Here is a 20,745-nt window from a genome sequence, read left to right on the forward strand (position 1 = left end):
TATCGACAGCGGCGGGTGCCGGCCGACGTAGAGTTGCAGCGTGAGTGAGGACACCCAGCAGCACACCGACGAGCACACCGAGAGCCACGACCCCGCCGTACCCGAGGCCTACGCGGCTTTCATGCGCGAGGGGTGGGGCGAGCGCGAGCTCGACCTGCAGCGACACCCGGTCGCCGACTTCGCCGATCTGCGACGCAAGCGGCTGTCCGAGGCGTTCCCCGGCGAGCGCCTGGTCGTTCCCGCAGGGACGTTCAAGGTGCGCGCCAACGACACCGACTACCGCTTCCGGGCCGACACCGCGCACACCTGGCTGAGCGGCAACCAGACCAGCGACGCCGTGGTCGTGATCGACGACGGCCAGGCCGTGCTCTACGCGCGTCCGCGCAGCTCGCGTGAGACCGACGAGTTCTTCCGCGACCGGCAGTACGGCGAGCTCTGGGCCGGCCGTCGGCCGTCGCTGCGCGAGATCTCCGACTCGCTCGGCATCGAGACCCGGCACATCGCCGACCTGCCCGACGTACTTCGCAGCGGGCACCGCACCCGCGTGCACCGCGGGGTGGACCCCTCGGTCGATCGTCTTGTCCTCGCCGACGACGACCGTGACGCTGAGCTGACCCGGGTGCTCGCCGAGCTGCGCCTGGTCAAGGACGAGTGGGAGCTGGGCGAGCTCCAGCACGCCTGCGACATCACCACGCTGGGCTTCGAGGACAGCGTCCGCGACTGGGACAACGCGATCCGTTACGGCGAACGCTGGATCGAGGGCACGTTCTTCCGTCGAGCGCGGGCCATGGGCAACGACATCGGCTACGACTCGATCGTCGGCGGCGGCCGGCACGCGACGACACTGCACTGGATCGACAACACCGGACCGATCACGCCGGGTGACCTGGTGCTGCTCGACATGGGCGCCGAGGCGCCCTCGCTGTACACCGCGGACGTCACCCGCACCCTCCCCGTGTCCGGCACGTTCACGCCGCTGCAGCGGGATCTCTACGCGCTCGTGCTCACCGCCCAGCAGCGCGGGATGGACGCGATCCAGCCCGGCGAGACCTTCCGGGTGGCGCACCACGCCGCGATGGACGTGCTGGCCCATGGGCTGGCCGACCTGGGACTGCTGCCCTGCTCCGCGGAGGAGGCGCTCGACCCGCAGAGCCGAGTCCACGCCCGCTGGACGCTGCATGGGGTCAGCCACATGCTCGGGATGGACGTGCACGACTGTGCCCAGGCGGCCGCGGAGACCTATCCCGAGGGTGACCTCGCCGAGGGGATGGTGCTCACCGTCGAGCCGGGGCTCTACTTCCAGGAGGACGACCTGCTGGTACCCGAGGAGCTCCGAGGCATCGGCATCCGGATCGAGGACGACGTCGTCGTGACCGCCGAGGGCTGCCGCAACCTCTCCGCGGCGCTCCCCCGCGACCCCGGGGCCGTCGAGGAGTGGATGGGCTCCCTGCGCGGCTGAGGTGGACTGCACCCACTACGACGCCGGCCGGTGTCGCTCATGCTCTTTGCTCGAGGTGCCCCGCGCCGAGCAGCTCACCCGCAAGGAACTGGCCTGCCGCACCCTGGTGCCGGCGCAACGCTGGTTGCCGACGGCGGCCGGCCCCGACGCGGCGTTCCGCAACAAGGCGAAGATGGTGGTGGCCGGGACCGTCGACCAACCGACCCTGGGGATCCTCGGCCCGAACGGGTCGGGGGTCGACCTGCGCGACTGCGGCCTGCACGCACCGGGCCTGCAGTCGGCCCTCCCCTCGCTGGCACGGTTCGTGACCAGGGCCGGCCTGACGCCGTACGACGTGCCTGCGCGCCGCGGCGAGCTCAAGCTGCTCATCGCCACGGAGTCCCCCGACGGAGAGCTGATGGTGCGCTTCGTCCTGCGGTCGCAGGAGCCGGTGGCTCGGATCCGCAAGCACCTGCCGCAGCTGCTGGGCGAGCTGCCCGGGCTGCGGGTCGTGACGGTGAACCTGCAGCCCGAGCACAAGGCCGTGCTGGAGGGAGAGCGCGAGATCGTGCTCACCGAGGCGGCCACCCTGCCGATGCGCGTCAACGACGTCACGCTGCAGCTCCACCCGCAGGGCTTCTTCCAGACCAACACGCTGCTCGCCGCAGCGCTCTACCAGCAGGCACGCGACTGGGCGAACGAGGTCGGCCCACGCACGGTCTGGGACCTCTACTGCGGGGTGGGGGGCTTCGCCGCGCACCTCGTGGCCTCGGACCGTTCGATGCTCGGTGTCGAGGTCAGCGTCGGCGCCGTCGAGGGGGCGCGGGCAGCCTCGGGTCCATCGTCGGGCCCCGCTGCCGACTTCGTCGCCGCCGACGCCACGGCCTATGCGATCGCTGCCGCCACGTCTCCGGACCTGGTGGTGGTGAACCCGCCGCGTCGCGGTATCGGCCCGGAGCTGGCCGGCTGGCTGGACCAGTCGACCGTGGGTCACGTCATCTACTCCAGCTGCAACGCCACCACGCTGGCCCGGGACCTCGCCGCGATGCCCGCTTTCCAGGTGAGCCGGGCCCGGATGTTCGACATGTTCCCGCAGACCGACCATTACGAGGTGATGGTGCTTCTCGAACGGTCAGATCGACCGGACTGAACGGCAGGGTCTCGAACCGGCCTCCGCCGGGCAGCAGCCATCTCCAGCGCGGTTCGAATCCAGCGTCCGCCTCCGACGAGGAGAGCGGGAGCTGATGCGCGCTCGGGCTGACCCGTCCCTCGGGCTCGCGCGGCGCGTGACGGGGGCTGGTGACGAGACAGCACAGCGGCCTGTGACAAAGGCAGGACATCCTGCCGCCCGTGTGTCAGCATCAGCCATGTCCCAGACCAGCAAGGTCAGCGCGCGTCCATTGTTCTCAGTGCTTGCGATCGCGGGGCTGTCGCTCAGCGGCCTGGTGGCCGCCAGCCAGGCCGACGGGGCGTCGGCTGTGCCGCTGAACAGGTGCGCCGAACCCGACAACGGCTTTCCCGTGATCGACGGGGTGAGCTTCGAACCGCCCGCGGTCGACGTGACGGAGGCGTCGAGCGAGGTGACGATGACCGTGCGCGTCCACGACACGGGCGGGCCGGGAGACCCCAGCGGGGTCCGGCACATCCTGACCGAGGTGAGAGCGGAGGACGGCCCACGCCTGTACCTCGACCTCGACCGCAAGACCGCGCAGTCGTTCTCCGCCACGTTCACGGTGCCGCGCCATGCTCGTGCCGGCGCGTGGAAGGTGGACGGGCTCGTCCGGCTCGAGGACGCCGCGGGCAACGACGCCGTCGACGACCGCGATCCCGATGCCGTCACCCAGGCGGCGCTGGACGCAGGCGTGCTCACCGTGACCTCCACGCCGGACACGACCGCGCCGGTGGTCAGCTCCTTCGACCTGCCGACGCGGCACGTCGACACTCGGACGCACTCGCGCCAGGTGCCCGTGGTGGTGCACGCCACCGACGACGACGCCGGGGTCCAGCAGGTCCTGGTCCAAGCGGCGCGGCATCGCCACATCCAGAGCGCCGCGCTCCACCGCAAGGAGGACGGGTCCTTCCGTGGGTCCCTGACGATCCCGCGCTGGCAGGGCACCGGCGACTGGAAGGTCCAGCGGATCGACCTGCTCGACAAGGTCGGCAACCAGGCTCTCTATTCTCGCGGACGGCTCGACTCGGTCGGGGATCCGGAGTTCGCGGTGAGGAGCGGCGACGACACCGCCGAGCCGCGGCTCGAGAAGGTCCGGACCAGGCCCACTCCGGTCGACATCCGGAGGCACGGCAGGACCGTCCACTTCGCCGCGCACATCCGCGACCGCGGGGCCGGGGTCGACACCGGCGAGATCGCCTTCGCCGGTCGGTCGATCGCCCTGAAGCGTACCGACGGCTCCCGCCGCCACGGCGTCTGGTCGGGCTCGATGCGCCTCGGTCGCTGCCAGACGCTGCCCAGACGCGCCGCGATGATCGTGCGCGCTACCGACAGGGCGGACAACGAGATGGAGGTGCTCGGACCCAGGGTCAGGGTTCGCTCGGCTGACCATGCGATCCGCGGCGTGTCGCGATCGACCTCGACGCTTGCGCGACGTGGGCCGCTGGCCCTGCGGTTCCGCGAGGCGGTCAACGGCATCGGCGCACGCAGCGCGCCCGTCCGCCCGGGCACGGGGGGGCCCGGGCTCGCCGGCAGTTGGCGCTGCTTCAACGCACACGACCATCACACCTCGTGCCGGACCGGCAAGGTGCGGCGTGCGACCTGGCGACCGGACCATCGCCTGGCCGCGCACTCGGCGTACCTCTTGGTTCTCAACCCGGAGCACAACCTGGGCATCAGGGATCTCGCCGGGAACCCCTTCCGGCGCGAGCGGCTCTCCTGGTCGACCCGCTGAGTCCGGATCGGCACGCGCCACAGACAGTGGCGGCTGCCTTTCCGTGCGCTGCGTCGGTCATGATCTGACGGGCGAGCGCTCATCGCCGGATGTGACGACTCGGCCCCTGGATGCGACCCGCATTGCGGCATACTCGTGCCTGGATCGGCGCCGCCCGAGTGCGCCCTCCGGCCCCCGTAGCTCAGCTGGATAGAGCAAGAGCCTTCTAATCTCTAGGTCGCAGGTTCGAGTCCTGCCGGGGGCGCCGAGCTCCACCGCGATCACCCAGACCGGGCCGGACGACGCGCTCACTCAAGATTGACTCAGGATCGCCGCAAGGTTGCCGCAGGTCCGCTCATTCCGGGCCGACCCTCGCGCACAGTGGGTCCAGCGACTTCCGCTGGACCGAACGGAGAGCACCGTGCTGACAACCCCACGACGGATGGCAACCATCCTCGCCGCCGCCCTGCTCGGCGTCGGCGTCCTGGTCCTCGGCGCCACCGTGCTGCCGGCAACCGCCACTCAGGTCCAGGCGACCGACGGTGACAACCCCATCCCGGTGGGAGCGAACACCTGTCCGGTGCTGGACGGCAAGGTCGACGTGAACGGCAGCCACACCTCGCTGCAGGTCACCACCGCCGGGCTCGGCGCCCCGGCCGGCGCCCTCATCTCCGGCTACTGCGTGAAGTCGGGCTCGACCAAGCAGGGCTTCGGCCCTCGCTGGGTGACGGTCGACCCGCCCTCGGCAAGCGTGGTGATCACCTATCCGGGCCTCACGCCGCACGGACAGATGTTCGCAATCTCGCACTACTCGGTGCAGTACACCTACGCCGGGTCGACCCCGACACAGACCCCGACGGACACGCCGACCAGCACACCCACCGACACACCCACCGACACACCCACCGACACACCGACCGACACGCCACCGTCGACCGGTCCGTTCGACTGGAACTGGAAGTACGCCGGCCCGAGCTGCTCGGCGCTGACCGTGACCTACCCGAGCAACATCCCCGCGCACCAGTCCAACGACGTCAACGTCCGCTTCGAGACTCCCGACGGCAAGACCTTCACGCTGAACTTCCACAACAACAGCGCGGACTGGACCGGCACCGTCACCTTCGACTTCACCCACCACCCCGCCTGGCCGGCCGGACTGACCGTCTACAAGGTGGTCTGGGTCCAGGTCTCCGGCACCAATTACCACTGGCAGGGCAAGCTGTCCTGCCCCGGCGGTCAGCCCGACCCGGCGCCGGTAACCACCCCGACCGGCACCGGTACGACGACGACCGCGGGCTCGACTTCGGGATCCTTCAACTGGGACTGGACCTACCCCGACCCGACCTGTGACTCGCTCACCGTCGGCTACCCCTCCGACCTGCCGGCCGGACAGGCCAACGACGCGAACATCCGCTTCCGCACGGCGACCGGGTCGTTCACGCTCAACTTCCACAACGACTACGAGACCTGGTCGGGCTACCGGCAGTTCGACTTCCTGGCCCACCCGGACTGGCCGGCCGGCCTGAGCAGCTACGCGATCACCTGGGTGAGCGTGGCCGGCACCAACTACCACTGGCAGGGCAACGTCACCTGCCAGACCCAGCAGCTCACCCAGGCGGGCGCCACCCAGACCTTCGCGACCGCACTGACGTCGGTGTCCCGGTGGCACACCGGCACGGCCAGGCTGCGCAAGGGACGGGCGCTGGCGGCCCGCACGGTCACCGTCCGGCAGACCGACGGAACACCGGTGGCGCTGCAGCGTCGTACGACGGGCACGTGGCACACCGTGCGCCGGATCACTCCGACCGCCGACAAGGTGCGGGTCAAGTTCCCCCGCGAGACCCACAAGCGCAGGGTCGCCTACCGGCTCGACGTCCCGGACACGGGGCTGGTCACCGGCACGACCACGCAGCCGCTGACGGTGCACGTCCGCTGATCGAAGCGACCTGGCGGCGTGATTCGGGCCACGCTGCCAGCGTGTCGCTGTCATCGCCCCGCAGCCGCTCGTAATACAAAGGAGGCGGCCCTGCGGAGTATGAGACCGCAGGGCCTGAACCGTTCGTGGGCTGCAAATGGCCCGATCCGGCCATTGCGCGTCTTCGCCGCGCGGCACTAGCGTCGGATGGTTCCTCGCCGCCAGGGGGCCACATGAACGTCTCGGCCGCGCGTCTTGCAGGTATCGCCGTCGCCGCCACTCTCGCCACGCTCGTCGCTGGCACCGCGCCACCGGCGGTCGCACTCGTCCGGACCTCGCCTTCGTCCTCGGCGCGAGTGAGGCCGACAACCGCACCGGCGGCACGCCGCAGCGTCTGGCGTGCCCCGAGTCCGGCGAAGCTCACCAGGGCTGTGCTGCATGCCCGCACGACGAAGGCCCGGGTCAAGGCCATCGACAAGGTCCTCAAGGGTGTTGGCATCGGCGTCTACACCGGCGCGGGCAGGAAGGTCGTCGGCGGGTTCGAGCGTGGCCCGAGGGACATCTACCTCTACACCGGCGAGGTGAAGGCCCTGGCCGCCCAGCTCGGCCGCAAGCAGGACGGCAGCTTCGCCCAGGTCGCGGCACAGCTCGCGCTGGCCAAGGAGACCCTCCACGGCAAGAAGGTCACCGGGAGCCGGCTCGCCTCGGCAGTCGCCGCCGGCATCAAGAGGCTCGCCAGGAAGAAGTGGAAGCACCGGCCAGAGGGCGTCCTCGCCGCCGTCGTACGCAAACTCGGTCAGGCCCGGCACCACGATCCGGCTCACAGCGCGGCAGCCAACGCACTCGTCCTCGATCCGCTGCAACGGCTCCTCATCGGCATCGACGCGACTCGGTCGGCCACGAAGAAGACGCGGGTCGCGGCGCGCACGACGGCTGGCGGACCATCGGCCCGCAGGCTGTCCGGGTCCGACTGCGGCTCGTTCGGCGGTGGCTCCAGCTACGGGGTCGCCACGGGGGTGATGGTGGCGACGAAGGGTGCAGTCAAGGGCGCGCCGAACGGGGTCATCGCCCAGGAGATCTTCGACGGCGTCGACGGGAGCGCGATCGCCTACTCCGTCGGTGTCGCACCGGTGAAGCCGGACCTCACCGGAGCGTTCGGCACCGACGGTCCGCAGTCGGCCGACCCGATGAAATTCCAGGTGCGCGTGTCGATGCGCGACGACTACGGCAAGTTCACCTGCGGTCGCGGCGTGCACTACAACTTCCCGCAGAAGGGCGGGATCTCCGGCGTCACCGTGACCTGGGATCCCGATGCGGTCAGTCACCTGACTTACCTGGGCCACATCGTCGGCTGCTCGAACTCGTGCACGAGCGTGACCGACACCAACGGCGTCGCCACCATGACCTTCCAGCCCGACGACGAGTACCTCCCCGGCGTGGGACCGAAGATCATCCAGCACGGCACCAGCACCGGAGCGGCGCTGATCCAGCGCGCAGCGCACAACTACCTCGGGATGATCGCCGAGGCACTGGGGTTCACCAAGCAGGCCGAGATCGGATGGGAGATCAGCTATCACCATCCAGCGGGCTACCGAGTCGACCTGCCCGCACAGACACTGCCGCTTCAAGACGGCGCCACCCAGACCTACCGCACCGACGGGCTGGAGATCTGTCTGGCGCCGTCGACCCAGGACGTGCCACACCCGCTCAAACCGGGGCTGACCCCTCGCCCGCCGGGCATCGGCGACCAGAGCGGACGCGGGCCCGAACTCGGACTCCAGGGTGCCTGGTCCCAGCAGCCGGTCCCGACCGGGCAGGCCACGAGCCCCTACTACGGGAGCCTTCGGCAGACCTTCCACATCGACGGCCACACCCAGGTCGTCAACGAACCGGTGATGGCGGTGCCGATCGACTTCACCCAATCAGCTCGGGAGAGCGACACGGGCGGCGTCGACTCGGTCGCTCAGTGGGTTTTCGACCAACCGACGCTGCACGCGCACATCACCTTGTACTACGTCACCCAGGAGGAGGCGGGCATGACGCCGTCGTCACACGCGTTCGACGTACCGATCACCCAAGCGCGCTACTGCCCGGCGCCCCTGGGCTGATCAGCTGGGCGTCGCGCAGTAGTCGTCGATCTCGTCGAGCAGCCGACGCTTGCCCGCATCGTCCTGGAACGAGGCCCGTACGGCGGCACGCGCCAGCTCGGCCACGCCTGGCTCGTCGAGATCGAGCAGCTCGGCCGCCAGCTCGTACTCGTGGTCCAGGGTCGTGTTGAACATCGGCGGATCGTCGGAGTTGACGGTGATCGTCACGCCGGCATCACGGAACACGCGGATCGGGTGCTCCTCGATCCGGTCGACCGCCCTGGTCGCGACGTTCGACGACGGGCACACCTCGAGCGGGATGCCGTGGTCGGCGAGGTGGGCCAGCAGCGCCGGGTCCTGCGCCGCCGACGTACCATGCCCGATCCGCTCGGCACCCAGCAGCCGGATCGCGTCCCACACGGTCTGCGGTCCGGTGGTCTCCCCGGCGTGCGGCACGCTGCGCAACCCGGCGGAGCGTGCGGCGTCGAAGTGCGGCTGGAACTGCGGCCGCGACACTCCGACCTCGGGGCCGCCGAGCCCGAAGCCGATCAGTCCGTCGCACGGATGACGCAGCGCGAAGTCCAAGGTGGCGTCCGCCGCGGGCAGCCCGGACTCCCCCGGGATGTCGTAGATCCACCGGAGCACGACGCCGAGATCCCGCTCGGCGGCGACGCGCGCATCCTCGATGGCCTCGGTGTAGGCCTCGATGGGCATCCCGCGCTCGTCGTCGTGCGGCAGCACCGAGGTGTACGGCGTGCAGGTGAGCTCGGCGTATCGGATGTTCTGAGCGGCCATGTCACGGGCGACCTCCATCGTCAGCAGCCGGACGTCCTCGGGGGTCCGGACCAGGTCGACGACCGCGAGGTAGACCTCGATGAAGTGCGCGAAGTCCCGGAAGGCGAAGAACTCGGCGAGCTGCGCGGGGTCGCTGGGGACCACGCCCGGGTGCCGGGCCGCGAGCTCCGCGACGATCCGGGGCGACGCCGAGCCGACATGGTGCACATGCAGCTCGGCCTTGGGCAGCCCTGCGACGAAGTCGGTGAGCCCGCCGTTCATTTCTTCGCGATCTGCGTCTCGAGCTGGTCCGCGATCTGGGTGGCTGAGCCCTGGACCTGCTTGCCGTTCAAGTAGACCGTCGGCGTGCCCTGGACGTTCGCCTTCTGCGCCGCCGCGTTCGCAGCAGTCTCGAAGGCGGGATCGGCGGCGTTCACCGCGGCCTCGACCTTGGACTTGTCCGCCCCGACGCTGGCCGCCCAGTCCGCGAGCTGCGACGCGTTCGGCTTGTTGGCCGCCGCCTCGTAGGGCTGCTTGTCGTAGAGCAGGTCGTGGAACTTCATCGCAACGCCCGGGCTCTCCGACAGCACTTCGGCGAACGCGTTGAGCGCCCGGGTCGAGTAGTCGTCCTGGAGCAGGTGGAAGGGCCGGTACTCCACCTCGACGAGGCCCTTGGCCGCGTCGGCGTGCAGGAAGTCACGGGAGGCGGTCTCGAACTCCCGGCAGTAGGGGCACAGGAAGTCCTCGTAGACGACGACGTGGTCCTTCGCGCTCTTCGGACCGATCACCAGTGAGTGGTCGCCCGCACGCGGATGCAGCTTCGCGACGTCCTTCGTCGTGGCGGTCGAGCTCCCCCCGCTGCCTCCGGAATACCAGAAGACGGCGGCGGCGATGATCGCCAGCACCACGACCACGGCGCCACCGATGGCGATTCGGCGGTTGCGCTCCGCCCGTGCGTGAGCCGCCTGGATCGCAGCTGCCCGTTCGGCGCGTCCCTGCTCACGGTTGCTCTTGGACATGGGGGGTCCCTTTCTCGAGGGGCGGGAAGAGGAGGTTGTCGAGGGCCAGGACGGTGCGTGGCCGCACCACCATGTAGGCCGAGACCAGGAACAGGCCCACGTCGCGAGCGATCTCCCAGGGGTACGTCGCCTTGGCGTGCGCCCAGGAGGTGGCACCGCCGTTGCCGAAGCAACCGCAGTCGATCGGGATGCCGCGCGCCCACACCGACGAGATGCCGATGATGAAGGCCAGCTGGAGCAGAGCCGAGAGGACACCGCCCAGCCGCACCAGCACGCCCAGCACGAGGACCACGCCGATCAGCACCTCCACGATCGGGAGGAGGTGGCCGACGAAGTTCGTCGTACTCAACGGCAGCAGCTGGTAGGCCCGGACTGCGGCCACGCTGGCCTCGGGGTGGGGCAGCTTGATGACCCCGGCCGCGATCCACACGCCGCCCACCAGCAGGCGCGCGACGAGTCCCACCCAACGCAGCATGCCCATACCTTAGGAAACCCACATGTGGAGAGCCTGAGTAGGCTCGACCTTCGTGGCTGAGAGACTGGTGTGGATCGACTGTGAGATGACTGGCCTCGACCTGGGCGCGGACGCACTGATCGAGGTGGCGGCCTTGGTCACCGACTTCGACCTCAACGTCCTCGGCGACGGGGTCGACATCGTGGTGAAGCCGTCCGCGGCCGCTCTCGACCAGATGGTGCCGTTCGTGCGGGACATGCACGTCACGTCCGGCCTCCTCGATGAGCTCGACGCGGGCACCACCCTCGACGACGCCCAGGCCCAGGTCCTCGACTACGTCCGGCAACACTGCCCTGATGGCAGCCGCCCACCGCTGGCCGGCAACACCGTCGGGACCGACCGACTCTTCATCGCACGGGACATGCCCGAGCTCGAGGCGTTCCTGCACTACCGGATCGTCGATGTGTCCTCGATCAAGGAGCTCGCCCGGCGCTGGTACCCGCGCGCCTACTACGCCGCTCCGTCGAAGAGCGGGAACCACCGTGCGCTCGCCGACATCCGGGAGAGCATCGAGGAGCTGCGCTACTACCGGGAAGCGATCTTCGTACCCCCGCCGGGCCCCGACAACGACACCTCACGGGAGATCGCCGCGCGCCACCAGGGCAGCCTGACCGGCGCCGACGACGGGAGCCGACCCGATTCGGTGGACGACTGATCGACCGCTACACTCATCCCTCGCATGGTGGGCGTAGCTCAGCTGGTAGAGCATCGCGTTGTGGTCGCGAGGGTCGCGGGTTCAAGCCCCGTCGCTCACCCCAAGCAGTGCCGCGCTCCGGTGTCACGTCGTGACACCGGAGCGCGGCACTGTGACGACTCAGCCCTCCTGGAGCGTGGTGGGTGCACCGTGGACCGACGGGATCGTGCCGAGTCGACCCTTCTGGAAGTCCTCGTAGGCCTGGAGCACCTCGGCCTTGGTGTTCATCACGAACGGCCCCGCCCAGGCGACCGGCTCACGGATCGGGCGGCCGCCCATGATCACGACGTCGAGGGCCGGCGTACGGCTCTCCTGTCGCGCCGAGGCGGCCAGGGTGATGAAGTCGCCGGCTCCCAGCACCGCGAGGTTGCCGGTGCGCACGGCGACGCCGTCGGTGCCGACAGAGCCCTCGCCCGACAGCACGTAGACCAACGCGTTGTACGACGGCTCCCAAGGCAGGTCCAGCCGCGCACCGGGGGTGACGGTGGCGTGCACCATCGTCATCGGCGTGTGGGTCGAGCCCGGCCCTTCGGTGGAGCCGACCCGGCCGGCGATCACCCTCACCAAGGCACCGGCGTCGGCCGAGGTGGTCAGCCCGACCTGACCGGAGCGGATGTCCTGGTAGTGCGGCGGCTTCATCTTGTCCGCCCCTGGCAGGTTCACCCACAGCTGCAGGCCGTGGAAGAGACCGCCCTTCTGCACCAGCCACTCCGGCGGCGCCTCGATGTGCAGCAGCCCGGCACCGGCCGTCATCCACTGGGTGTCGCCGTTCGTGATGGTGCCGCCACCCCCGTGGGAGTCCTGGTGGTCGAAGACGCCATCGATGATGTAGGTCACAGTCTCGAAGCCGCGGTGCGGATGCCACGGCGTGCCCTTGGGCTCCCCCGGTGCGTACTCCACCTCACCCATCTGGTCGAGATGGATGAACGGGTCCAGGTCGCGCAGGTCGACGCCGGCAAAGGCACGGCGCACAGGAAAGCCCTCTCCCTCGAAGCCCCTCGGGGCATCGGTCAACTGCTTGACCGGTCGCACGGTGTCGCCGAGTCCGGGCACGGCGAGTCGCTGCAGCACGGTCAGATCGTCCACGGTCACTGCTGGCATGGCTGCCACCTCCTCTGACTCCACAAGGGTAGTTGAAGTCTAAATATTCCGGTAGGGAAGCCGAGCGGCGCCATGGGCCGCGTTCGTTACGGTGATTCCATGCCACCAGCCGAGCGCACGGAGTACGACGTCGTCATCGTCGGCGGCGGACACAACGGCCTCGCGGCGGCCGCCTACCTGGCGCGGGCAGGGTTGAGCACCCTGCTGCTCGAGCGACTCCCCCATGTGGGCGGAGCCGCGGTCAGCGCCGAGGCCTTCCCGCAGACCGGTGCCAAGCTGTCGCGGTACTCCTACCTCGTGTCGCTGCTGCCCGAGTCGATCGCGCAAGAGCTCGACCTGGGTGTCGAACTGCGCTCGCGACGGACCGCTTCGTACTCGCCCACCGTCCGGGATGGCCGCGCGACCGGCCTCCTCGTGGAGCATGACGAGGGTGACGCCACCGCTGCATCGTTCCGCGAGCTCACCGGCAGCGACGAGGAGTACGCCGCCTGGCGCCGGTTCTACGGCGAGGTGAGCGATCTGGCCGATGTGGTGGCACCCACGCTCACCCAGCCGCTGCCCACCGAACCCGCGCTGCGTGAGCAGGTGGATGCCGAGATCTGGCGAAGCCTGGTGCAGCGCCCGCTGGGCGAGGTCATCGAGGAGCGCTTCACCGACGACCTGGTCCGCGGCGTCGTGGCCACCGACGGGCTGATCGGCACCTTCGCCGACCTGCACGACCCCTCGCTGATCCAGAACCGATGCTTCCTCTACCACCTGATCGGCAACGGCACCGGCGAGTGGCGGGTGCCGGTCGGCGGGATGGGTGCGGTGACCGATGCACTGGCCCGCTCGGCGGGTGCGGCCGGCGCCGAGCTGATGACCGGCGCCGGTGTCAGCAGCATCACCGCAGGGACGGACGGGGCTGAGGTGCGGTGGCACGACGGCGTACGAAATCACGGGGTGCGTGCCCGGTTCGTGCTCGCGAACGTGGCCCCGTGGGTGCTGCGGATCCTGATGGGAGAGTCGCCCGAGAGCGGGACCAAGCCGGTCGGCGCCCAGCTCAAGATCAACTTCCTCCTGTCCCGCCTCCCTCGGCTGCGCAGCGGCGCCGACCCCCGGGAGGCGTTCGCCGGGACCTTCCACGTCGCCGAGGAGTACTCCGCGCTGGCGCATGCGTATGCCGAGGCCGCCCGCGGGGAGGTTCCGAGCGCGCCACCCGGGGAGTTCTACTGCCACTCGCTGACCGACCCGTCGATCCTGGGCGAGCTCGCCGACTTCGGGGTGCACACCCTGACCTACTTCGGGCTGCACATGCCCGAGCCGCTCTTCGCCCAGGACACCGAGGGGCAGAAGCTGCGGGCGGTCAGCCGTGCCCTGGCCGCGATCGACCAGCACCTCGCCGAGCCGCTGCTGGACTGCGTGCTCGTCGGGCCGAACGGTGAGCTCTGCGTCGAGGCCAAGGTGCCCCAGGACATCGAGCGCGACCTGGCCATGCCTGGCGGCCACATCTTCCACGGCGACCTGAGCTGGCCCTGGGCCTCACATCGGGAGTCGTTGACCACCCCGGCGCAGCAGTGGGGCGTGGCCACCGAGGTGCCCTCGATCCTGCTGTGCGGCTCGGGCGCGCGCCGCGGCGGCGCCGTCAGCGGCCTGGGCGGCCACAACGCAGCCCATGCCGTGATCGCGATGCGCTAGCAGTTGCGCGCGTCGACCGGCAGCGGCTCTGCCACGAGCAGCGCGAGAGCCGCCGCAGCCGGACCTTCGGCCGGCGAGATGCCGACCCCAGCGGACCGTGGCCTCGATTTCAGATCCGGCCCGACAGACTGCTAAGGTTCCACACGCTTCACGCGCCATTAGCTCAATTGGCAGAGCAGCTGACTCTTAATCAGCGGGTTCGGGGTTCGAGTCCCTGATGGCGCACACATTCGCAGGTCAGGCCGCTCACACGGCCTGACCTTCGTGCTTCTCGGACCTGGCCGACGACGACGCTGCGGGGCAGGGGGGTGTCCGCGACCGGCGGCTATGGTCGAGGTGTCCATCACCTTTGTGTCCCGGGAGTTGCGATGAAGCTGCGAAACGTCCCCCTCCGCCTTGCCACCGGCGCCTACGTCCTCCACAGCGGTTGGGAGAAGTGGCACGGGAACGAAGCACAGGCAACGGGGCTCCACGGCATGGCCTCGGGCGCGTTCCCAGCCTTCAAGCCGATGAAGCCCACCGATTTCCTCCGGATGCTCTCCGTCGGCGAGATCGCGCTGGGCTCCGCGCTGTTGGCCCCGTTCGTTCCGGCTGCGGTGGTCGGCATCGGCCTGACCGGGTTCTCGGGGGCACTGGTGACCATGTACCTGCGTACCGACGGCCTGCACCGGCCGGGCACCGTGTGGCCGACCTCCCAGGGCACCGCGATCTCCAAGGACGTCTGGATGCTCGGCATCGGGCTGTCCCTCATCGCCGATGGAGCGTCGCGGCGCGCCCACGAATGAGACGCCGGGCGTGGTGTCGCCGTACGCATGTCCGGTGGCGTCACCACCGCGGGCCCCGCTCGCCCTCATCGCTACCCTGAGCCGATGGCAACGGTGAAGCACGTGCAGGTGACCTTCGACTGCGCGCAGCCGCGGGCGGTCGCGGAGTTCTGGAAGGCCGCGCTCGGATACGTCGACCCTCCCGCCCCGCCGGGCTTCGATTCCTGGGACGCGTTCGAGGCCACGCTCCCTGCGGAGCGCCGAGGCGCGACATGGGCGTGCCAGGACCCGGACGGAGTCGGTCCGCGGCTGTTCTTCCAGCGGGTGCCGGAGCCCAAGACGGTGAAGAACCGGCTCCATCTCGACGTACGCGTGGGCACCGGGCTCACCGGCGATGAGCGAGTCTCTGCGCTCGAGGCCGAAGCGACTCGGCTCGAGACATTCGGGGCTCGGCGTCAGTGGCTGCTCCCTGCCGACGAGGAGAACGAGGCGTGCCTGGTGATGCAGGACGTGGAAGGCAACGAGTTCTGCCTCGACTGACGGACCTCGGGGCCGGTCATTGTCCCGGCGCCACCCGCGCGGCAAGGTGGGTACGGCGGCGCCGGCGACCCATCCCCCGGCGAGAGCGCCAAGGAGGAGCCATGGAACCCACTCAGCGGACCCGGCCGCTCGTCGCGTGGACCCGAGGCCTGGAGGAGGCGAGCGCGCTCGACGGACCGGTGCGAGCGATGGAGCCCACCATCCAGCAGATCTTCGGACAGGGCGCGCGGGGCTCGATGCTGCGCGGCGACTGGTTGGGCCACGCCCTCCACCCGTCGCTGACGGACCTGGTCCTCGGCACCTGGACCTCGGCCACCATCCTCGACCTGTTCGGGGGCGCCGAGTCCTCGCGACCGGCCCAGCGGCTCATTGCCACCGGCCTGCTCGCCGCAGGCCCGACGGCATGGACCGGGTGGGCCGAGTGGAGTGCCGCAGGCGCCCGGGACAAGCGCGTGGGTCTCGTCCATGCGGTCACCAACGGGCTAGCGATCAGCATGTACGCCGCCTCCTGGCTGGCCCGCCGCCGCGGACGGCAAGGCTCCGGCACGGGCCTGGCCCTCGCCGGAGCCGCCGTCTCCGCCGCCGGCGGCTACCTCGGCGGCCACCTCGCGCTGGCACGCAAGGTGGGCAGCCACGATGCCCGCTTCGATCAGACGAGCTAGGCGGAAGGGTCGGTCTTCGTCCGCCGGTTCCAAGGCCAGGTGATGAGCGCCCAACCCGCCGCCACCAGAGCCACCTCGACCACGACGTACCACGGCCACGGACCGAGCAGGTCCAGCAGGGAGTGCGACACCGGCTTGGCGTTCAGGTAGCCGTAGTTGCTGCCCAGGGCACGGTTGAGCGCGATCATTCCTGCGGCCCACACCGAGGTCACCATGAGTGCGAAGCGATAGTCACGCCAGGTCGGGCCGATCCGTGCACCGACCAGGTACACCGCCGCCCACACCGGGACGAGGTGACGCACCCAATAGCCGAAGAACTGCACATCGGGGAACGCCTGGTCCAGGTCGGGGGTCAGCACACCCTGCAGACTCAGTGTGAGCCCCCAGTAGTAGAGGATCGCCGTCCAACGCCTGCTCCGGGTGAGCAGTGCCACCCCGGCCACCAGCCACGCCACGTCACAGATCTGGAGGGGCAGCGACGTGCGCCAGTGCGCGATCCCGTGGATCCAGTCGACAACCTCGAACGGACCGCAGACCAGGAGGGTCAGGGCACCGAAGGCCCGGACGAGTCGCCTGCGCGCGATGGGTCCGAGCCGGCGTCCCGACCACCACATGAGCGCACAGCCGCCGACGAACACGGCCAGGATGACGAGGTGCTGCGCCCCGAACAGCACGAACCGTGCCTGCAGGACCGCAGCCATGCCACCAGTCTCTCGCGCAGATCAGCGGCCGTGCGCCGCCGCCGCCTCCGTGGCTGCCGCAAGCGCCTTCGCGCCGACGGACTTCGCGATCCACCAGGTCCAACCCGGACCTCCACCGACGTTGCGATAGTCACGATTCAGCAGTGGCATGATCCACGGCTCGGTGTGCATGGTCCCCACCGAGATCACCGTGGGGTGTCGGGCCCCGATGTCGTCGCGGAGACCGACCAGTCCCCCGGGATAGGAGTGGTCGACGTAGTCCGCCAGGCCGGCACTGAACATCTGGTGTCGGAACGGGTCGGTGCTCCCGGACAGCACGAGCGGCTGTGGACCCTCGATCGACACGATCGTCGCCTTCCCGGGCAGCGCAGCCAGGACCGCGTGCACGTTGGCGCGCTGGACGAGCAGGAGGTTGTTGCGGGTGTTCACCGCATAGGCCACCGCTCCCACCGTGGCGAGGACCGCCCAGACCAGTACGACGGACAGCGCAGCCCGGCCGGGAAGCCGCAGCGTGACCTCGTGAGAGATCAACCCGACCCCGAGCAGGATCGACGGCAGCATGAAGAACAGGTCCGGCCATCCGTTGAACACCCAGGTCGACCAGATCAGCCCGGCCACGAACGAGATCCCGAAGGCCGCCTCCATCCGGCGCTGGGGCAGCGCCCGCCGCTCGGCGGAGAACAGGGTCCACGCCGTGAACGCCAGGATCGACACCGACCCGACCGCCAGTGTCACCAGCGAGATCCCATAGGCGTCGCGGAGCGAACCGAGCACTGCTCCGAAGTCCGAGTAGAGACCGGGCTGGTGCGTGTAGCCGACATGGATCAGCACGAAGCACTCGAGGAACGCGTGCAGGTGGCCGATCGCGGCGTACCACACGATGAACACGGCCAGCGGGAGCAGCCCGCCCAGGGTGATCCGCCAGAAGCCGCGCAGCCGGGTCCCCCGGGGTAGCACCCACAGGCCGGCGAGCGCGGCGACGACCCCACCGAAGAAGGCGGGCTGCCAGGTCAGCGTGGCGAGCGAGACGAAGAATCCCGACCAGAAGAACCGCCGATGGACCAGCGCCAGTGAGGCCAGCAGCATGCAGAGCACCATCGTGGTCTTCTCGCGCGGCCCGTCGGAGGCGTACTGCGTGAAGCCGTTGACGTACAGCAGCGCCATCGCCATGGCCAACCCGACCAGACGGTTGCTCAGCAGGTCGCGGCCCAGCAGGTAGGCCACCCAGATGGACGCAGCAGCCAACAGCAGGAAGAAGACCCGCTCGGCACGGACGTCGTCTGCCCCGACCAACCGACCGAGCCATGCTCCGATACCCGGGACGAGGTGGCTCAGCGGGCCGGATCGGTTCACCACGGCGAGGTACGGCGGCACCCCGTCGGCCTGCTGCTGGCCGGCATAGGCGTACAGGCTGAGGTCACGACTCAGGTAGCCGTTGAAGCCGTGCAGCCAGTAGATCAGACCCGCCACGACCGCGAGGAACGGACCGACGAGGTCCGGTCGCGATGTCGGGCGAGAGCTCGTCGTCGACGCGACCGGACCGTTGCTGGGCACCCGCGAAGGCTAACGAACCGCCCCGAACAACCTGTGGCCGAGGTAGGCGAGCGTCAACGGCAGAACGCGTAGACGGTCAGGCCGTGCGGCGTGCCCGCGAAGACCTGGTCGAGGGCCAGGTGCACCATCCGGGCTCCGCCGTACACCGGGCCGGCACCGCGCCCGGCCACCACGTGGCCCGGCACCGAGACGTCGTCGGGCGCGGACCCGGTCCAGCAGTCGTGGGCTCGCACCAACGCTGACACGGACCCGGGCTCAGTCGCGCCTCCGGCCAGGACGTCGCCGTCCGAGACCGAGACCGCACCTCGCGCCGCGAGCCCGACTGCCGAGCCGATGATCCAGGCGGCCACGACGACGAAGAGCACCAGCTTGACCCGAGTCGCACGCCACAGGAGCGTTCGCAGGCCTGAGGGAGCAGGACGCACGCGGCGCTCGTTTCCGCCACCACCGAGCTGGGAGGCACTGGTCGGGACGCCGAAGCGTCATCGGGCCCTCCCCGCGACTATCAACGAGACACCAGCCGCGAAGTTCCGCGCCGGACCGCGCTCAGCTCGTACGCCTGCTCACTCCGCGCCTTCGGCCACCAGCTCCGCCGGCACGGTCGAGTCGGCGTCGACCAGGTTCTCGACCTCGTCGGTGTGGACGTACTTGCCGCCCCGGAACGCCGACGCCAGTGCCGCGATCAGGCAGGCCGCGATCGCGAAGCTGAAGGCCACTCCGAGGCCGTCGGAGAACGGTCCGGAGATCAGGGACGGGAAGAACTGATGCCCGGTCAGGTGCGCCTGGGTCGCGGCCGGCAGATGGTGCAGCACGTCGGGGCCCAGCAGCGACTGGATCGGGTTGTAACCCAGCAGCGACGCGAAGAGCACCCCCACAGGTGGCAGCGCGGCCACCTTGGCCGCCGCATCGTGGGGTACGCCGTTGACGGTGAGCCCGTGCATCATCGTCTGCGGCAACGACGACGCCAGACCGGTGATCATCAGCGAGAAGAAGATGCCGATGGAGAGCACCATGGCGGCGTTGCTGAACACCGTGCTCATGCCCGCACCGACACCGCGCTGGTGCGCGGGCAGGCTGTTCATGATGCCGGTCCGGTTGGGCGCCGCGAACAGGCCCATCCCCAGCCCGTTGATCAGCAGCGCAAGGGCGAACTGCCAGTAGCTGAAGTTGACCGGCAACAGCCACAGCCACACGAAGCTCGCCGAGGCGACCAGCATGCCACCGGTCGCGAACGTGCGGGCGCCGAACCTGTCGGACAGCCAGCCGGAGGTCGGACCGGCCACGAGGAAGCCCGCAGTCATCGGCAGCATGAAGATTCCCGCCCACAAAGGGGTGGACGCGAAGCTGTAGCCGTGGCGGGGCAGCCAGATGCCCTGCAGCCAGATGATCAGGATGAACATCAGACCGCCACGCCCGAGGGCGCCGAGCAGGCTGGCGAAGTTTCCGAACGTGAACGCGCGGATCTTGAACAGGCTCAGCCGGAACATCGGCTCGGCGACCCTGGTCTCGACCCAGCAGAAGACTCCCAGCACCACGCAACCGCCGATCATGGCGGTGAGCACCCACGGGTTGGTCCAGCCCATCGTGTGCCCGCCGTGCGGCTGGATGCCGTAGGTGATGCCGACCAGGACCGCGATCAGGCCGACCGCGAAGGTCAGGTTGCCCCACCAGTCCATCGTCGCGTGTCGCCGGATGCCGGTGTCGTGCAGCTTGTAGTAGGCCCAGACCGTGCCGAACACGCCGATCGGGACCGAGACGAGGAAGACCAGGTGCCACTCGATCGGTGCCAGCACGCCGCCGACGATCAGGCCGATGAAGGAGCCGGCGATCGCGGCGACCATGTTCAGGCCCAGCCCCAGTCCGCGCTCGTTGACGGGGAACGCATCGGTGATGATCGCGCTGGAGTTGGCCATCAGCATCGCGCCGCCGATGCCCTGGAAGATCCGCATCGCCACCAGCCACAGCCCGGCCGGGGTGCCGTGCATCCAGGTGATCGCCAGCATCACGGAGAAGAACGTGAAGATCGCGAATCCCGCGTTGTAGATCTTCACCCGGCCGTACATGTCACCGAGCCTCCCCAGCCCGACGACCAGGACCGCGGTGACGACCATGTAGCCCATGATCAGCCAGAGCAGGAGGCTGGTGTTCCCAGGCGCGAGTGGGTCGATCTTGATGCCGCGGAAGATGTCTGGAAGGGCGATCAACAGGATGGAGGAGTTGATCGTGGCGATCAGCACGCCCAGCGTCGTGTTGGACAGCACCACCCACTTGTAGCGCGGGCTCGCGGTGTCGCGGAGAGCTCGTGCATGAGCGCGCTCGCGGCGGCCGTCGGCGCGCTGTCTCGTGCTTGGGTCGGTCATCGACTCCCTTTACTCCATGATTGCGTCTCAATTGGTTGAGTTACACACCAATTTTAGCAAAGG

The 20,745-nt window shown here is 69.5% G+C and carries 18 protein-coding genes and 3 tRNA genes; 13 read left to right on the forward strand and 8 right to left on the reverse strand.

The window, feature by feature from the left end:
* Positions 1 to 40 precede the first annotated feature (40 nt).
* The 6 genes from Q9R13_RS06525 (at position 41) to Q9R13_RS06550 (ending at position 8,343) form a co-directional block, all read left to right on the forward strand.
* Positions 41 to 1,459 carry an aminopeptidase P family protein gene (locus tag Q9R13_RS06525; RefSeq protein WP_310964260.1) on the forward strand — a complete coding sequence of 473 codons (1,419 nt, stop codon included), beginning with the start codon at positions 41 to 43 and terminating at the stop codon, positions 1,457 to 1,459.
* 1 nt (position 1,460) lies between these two features.
* A complete protein-coding gene (rlmC, locus tag Q9R13_RS06530) occupies positions 1,461 to 2,588 on the forward strand; it encodes a 23S rRNA (uracil(747)-C(5))-methyltransferase RlmC (RefSeq protein WP_310964261.1) in 1,128 nt (375 codons plus the stop codon).
* Positions 2,589 to 2,805: 217 nt separating this feature from the next.
* Positions 2,806 to 4,341, forward strand: coding sequence for a hypothetical protein (locus Q9R13_RS06535; RefSeq protein WP_310964262.1), 1,536 nt, complete (start codon positions 2,806 to 2,808; stop codon positions 4,339 to 4,341).
* 170 nt (positions 4,342 to 4,511) lie between these two features.
* Positions 4,512 to 4,585, forward strand: a tRNA-Arg gene (locus Q9R13_RS06540).
* A gap of 177 nt (positions 4,586 to 4,762) precedes the next feature.
* Positions 4,763 to 6,256: a hypothetical protein gene (locus Q9R13_RS06545; RefSeq protein ID WP_310964263.1), complete on the forward strand. Its 1,494-nt coding sequence runs from the start codon at positions 4,763 to 4,765 to the stop codon at positions 6,254 to 6,256.
* Positions 6,257 to 6,468: 212 nt separating this feature from the next.
* Positions 6,469 to 8,343 (forward strand): hypothetical protein, encoded by a 1,875-nt coding sequence (locus Q9R13_RS06550; RefSeq protein ID WP_310964264.1) that lies wholly within the window; start codon positions 6,469 to 6,471, stop codon positions 8,341 to 8,343.
* Here the strand turns inward: Q9R13_RS06550 and Q9R13_RS06555 are convergent, their stop codons facing one another.
* From Q9R13_RS06555 to Q9R13_RS06565, 3 genes are read right to left on the reverse strand one after another with little or no spacing between them, the layout of a single operon-like run.
* Positions 8,344 to 9,378 carry an adenosine deaminase gene (locus Q9R13_RS06555; RefSeq protein WP_310964265.1) on the reverse strand — a complete coding sequence of 345 codons (1,035 nt, stop codon included), beginning with the start codon at positions 9,376 to 9,378 and terminating at the stop codon, positions 8,344 to 8,346.
* Positions 9,375 to 10,115 (reverse strand): DsbA family protein, encoded by a 741-nt coding sequence (locus Q9R13_RS06560; RefSeq protein WP_310964266.1) that lies wholly within the window; start codon positions 10,113 to 10,115, stop codon positions 9,375 to 9,377. Before Q9R13_RS06560 ends, Q9R13_RS06555 begins: the two co-directional genes overlap by 4 nt.
* Positions 10,096 to 10,590, reverse strand: a complete 495-nt coding sequence (locus Q9R13_RS06565) for a MauE/DoxX family redox-associated membrane protein (RefSeq protein ID WP_310964267.1) — start codon at positions 10,588 to 10,590, stop codon at positions 10,096 to 10,098. Before Q9R13_RS06565 ends, Q9R13_RS06560 begins: the two co-directional genes overlap by 20 nt.
* A 52-nt stretch (positions 10,591 to 10,642) precedes the next feature.
* Between Q9R13_RS06565 and orn the strand changes: the two genes are divergently transcribed.
* Positions 10,643 to 11,284: an oligoribonuclease gene (orn, locus tag Q9R13_RS06570; RefSeq protein ID WP_310964268.1), complete on the forward strand. Its 642-nt coding sequence runs from the start codon at positions 10,643 to 10,645 to the stop codon at positions 11,282 to 11,284.
* A 27-nt stretch (positions 11,285 to 11,311) separates the two neighbouring features.
* Positions 11,312 to 11,387: transfer RNA gene (locus Q9R13_RS06575), tRNA-His, on the forward strand.
* Positions 11,388 to 11,443: 56 nt separating this feature from the next.
* Here Q9R13_RS06575 and Q9R13_RS06580 read toward each other — a convergent pair.
* Positions 11,444 to 12,424, reverse strand: a complete 981-nt coding sequence (locus Q9R13_RS06580; RefSeq protein WP_310964269.1) for a pirin family protein — start codon at positions 12,422 to 12,424, stop codon at positions 11,444 to 11,446.
* A 99-nt stretch (positions 12,425 to 12,523) separates the two neighbouring features.
* Here Q9R13_RS06580 and Q9R13_RS06585 point away from each other — a divergent pair, with 99 nt between their 5' ends.
* From Q9R13_RS06585 to Q9R13_RS06605, 5 genes are all read left to right on the forward strand, one after another.
* A complete protein-coding gene (locus tag Q9R13_RS06585; protein ID WP_310964270.1) occupies positions 12,524 to 14,101 on the forward strand; it encodes a phytoene desaturase family protein in 1,578 nt (525 codons plus the stop codon).
* A 152-nt stretch (positions 14,102 to 14,253) separates the two neighbouring features.
* A tRNA-Lys gene (locus tag Q9R13_RS06590) sits at positions 14,254 to 14,326 on the forward strand.
* 143 nt (positions 14,327 to 14,469) lie between these two features.
* Positions 14,470 to 14,886: a hypothetical protein gene (locus tag Q9R13_RS06595; protein WP_310964271.1), complete on the forward strand. Its 417-nt coding sequence runs from the start codon at positions 14,470 to 14,472 to the stop codon at positions 14,884 to 14,886.
* An 84-nt stretch (positions 14,887 to 14,970) separates the two neighbouring features.
* Entirely contained in the window at positions 14,971 to 15,405 is a 435-nt protein-coding gene (locus tag Q9R13_RS06600; protein WP_310964272.1) for a VOC family protein, read from the forward strand.
* Positions 15,406 to 15,506: 101 nt separating this feature from the next.
* On the forward strand, positions 15,507 to 16,067 hold the full coding sequence (locus tag Q9R13_RS06605; RefSeq protein ID WP_310964273.1) for a DUF2231 domain-containing protein: 561 nt from the start codon (positions 15,507 to 15,509) through the stop codon (positions 16,065 to 16,067).
* Here the strand turns inward: Q9R13_RS06605 and Q9R13_RS06610 are convergent.
* The 4 genes from Q9R13_RS06610 to Q9R13_RS06625 form a co-directional block, all read right to left on the reverse strand.
* The gene (locus tag Q9R13_RS06610) at positions 16,064 to 16,768 is read right to left on the reverse strand and encodes a YwaF family protein (protein WP_310964274.1); all 705 of its coding nucleotides are present in this window, start codon (positions 16,766 to 16,768) and stop codon (positions 16,064 to 16,066) included. The genes Q9R13_RS06605 and Q9R13_RS06610 overlap by 4 nt on opposite strands.
* Positions 16,769 to 16,789: 21 nt before the next feature.
* Positions 16,790 to 18,322, reverse strand: a complete 1,533-nt coding sequence (locus Q9R13_RS06615; RefSeq protein WP_310964275.1) for a hypothetical protein — start codon at positions 18,320 to 18,322, stop codon at positions 16,790 to 16,792.
* 53 nt (positions 18,323 to 18,375) lie between these two features.
* A complete protein-coding gene (locus Q9R13_RS06620; RefSeq protein WP_310964276.1) occupies positions 18,376 to 18,747 on the reverse strand; it encodes a hypothetical protein in 372 nt (123 codons plus the stop codon).
* Between the two features lie 138 nt (positions 18,748 to 18,885).
* Positions 18,886 to 20,682, reverse strand: coding sequence for an MFS transporter (locus tag Q9R13_RS06625; protein WP_310964277.1), 1,797 nt, complete (start codon positions 20,680 to 20,682; stop codon positions 18,886 to 18,888).
* Between the last annotated feature and the right edge of the window lie 63 nt (positions 20,683 to 20,745).

The organism is Nocardioides marmorisolisilvae, assembly GCF_031656915.1.
Classification (GTDB): domain Bacteria; phylum Actinomycetota; class Actinomycetes; order Propionibacteriales; family Nocardioidaceae; genus Marmoricola; species Marmoricola terrisoli.

What these genes read in the sequence shown, in the direction of transcription:
- Q9R13_RS06580 (WP_310964269.1), bottom strand. Translation starts at nt 12,424, where the DNA reads ATGCCAGCAGTGACCGTGGACGATCTGACCGTGCTGCAGCGACTCGCC.
- Q9R13_RS06535 (WP_310964262.1), top strand. Translation starts at nt 2,806, where the DNA reads ATGTCCCAGACCAGCAAGGTCAGCGCGCGTCCATTGTTCTCAGTGCTT.
- Q9R13_RS06550 (WP_310964264.1), top strand. Translation starts at nt 6,469, where the DNA reads ATGAACGTCTCGGCCGCGCGTCTTGCAGGTATCGCCGTCGCCGCCACT.
- Q9R13_RS06560 (WP_310964266.1), bottom strand. Translation starts at nt 10,115, where the DNA reads ATGTCCAAGAGCAACCGTGAGCAGGGACGCGCCGAACGGGCAGCTGCG.
- Q9R13_RS06555 (WP_310964265.1), bottom strand. Translation starts at nt 9,378, where the DNA reads ATGAACGGCGGGCTCACCGACTTCGTCGCAGGGCTGCCCAAGGCCGAG.
- Q9R13_RS06565 (WP_310964267.1), bottom strand. Translation starts at nt 10,590, where the DNA reads ATGCTGCGTTGGGTGGGACTCGTCGCGCGCCTGCTGGTGGGCGGCGTG.
- Q9R13_RS06585 (WP_310964270.1), top strand. Translation starts at nt 12,524, where the DNA reads ATGCCACCAGCCGAGCGCACGGAGTACGACGTCGTCATCGTCGGCGGC.
- Q9R13_RS06605 (WP_310964273.1), top strand. Translation starts at nt 15,507, where the DNA reads ATGGAACCCACTCAGCGGACCCGGCCGCTCGTCGCGTGGACCCGAGGC.
- Q9R13_RS06600 (WP_310964272.1), top strand. Translation starts at nt 14,971, where the DNA reads ATGGCAACGGTGAAGCACGTGCAGGTGACCTTCGACTGCGCGCAGCCG.
- Q9R13_RS06545 (WP_310964263.1), top strand. Translation starts at nt 4,763, where the DNA reads ATGGCAACCATCCTCGCCGCCGCCCTGCTCGGCGTCGGCGTCCTGGTC.
- Q9R13_RS06595 (WP_310964271.1), top strand. Translation starts at nt 14,470, where the DNA reads ATGAAGCTGCGAAACGTCCCCCTCCGCCTTGCCACCGGCGCCTACGTC.
- Q9R13_RS06610 (WP_310964274.1), bottom strand. Translation starts at nt 16,768, where the DNA reads ATGGCTGCGGTCCTGCAGGCACGGTTCGTGCTGTTCGGGGCGCAGCAC.
- Q9R13_RS06625 (WP_310964277.1), bottom strand. Translation starts at nt 20,682, where the DNA reads ATGACCGACCCAAGCACGAGACAGCGCGCCGACGGCCGCCGCGAGCGC.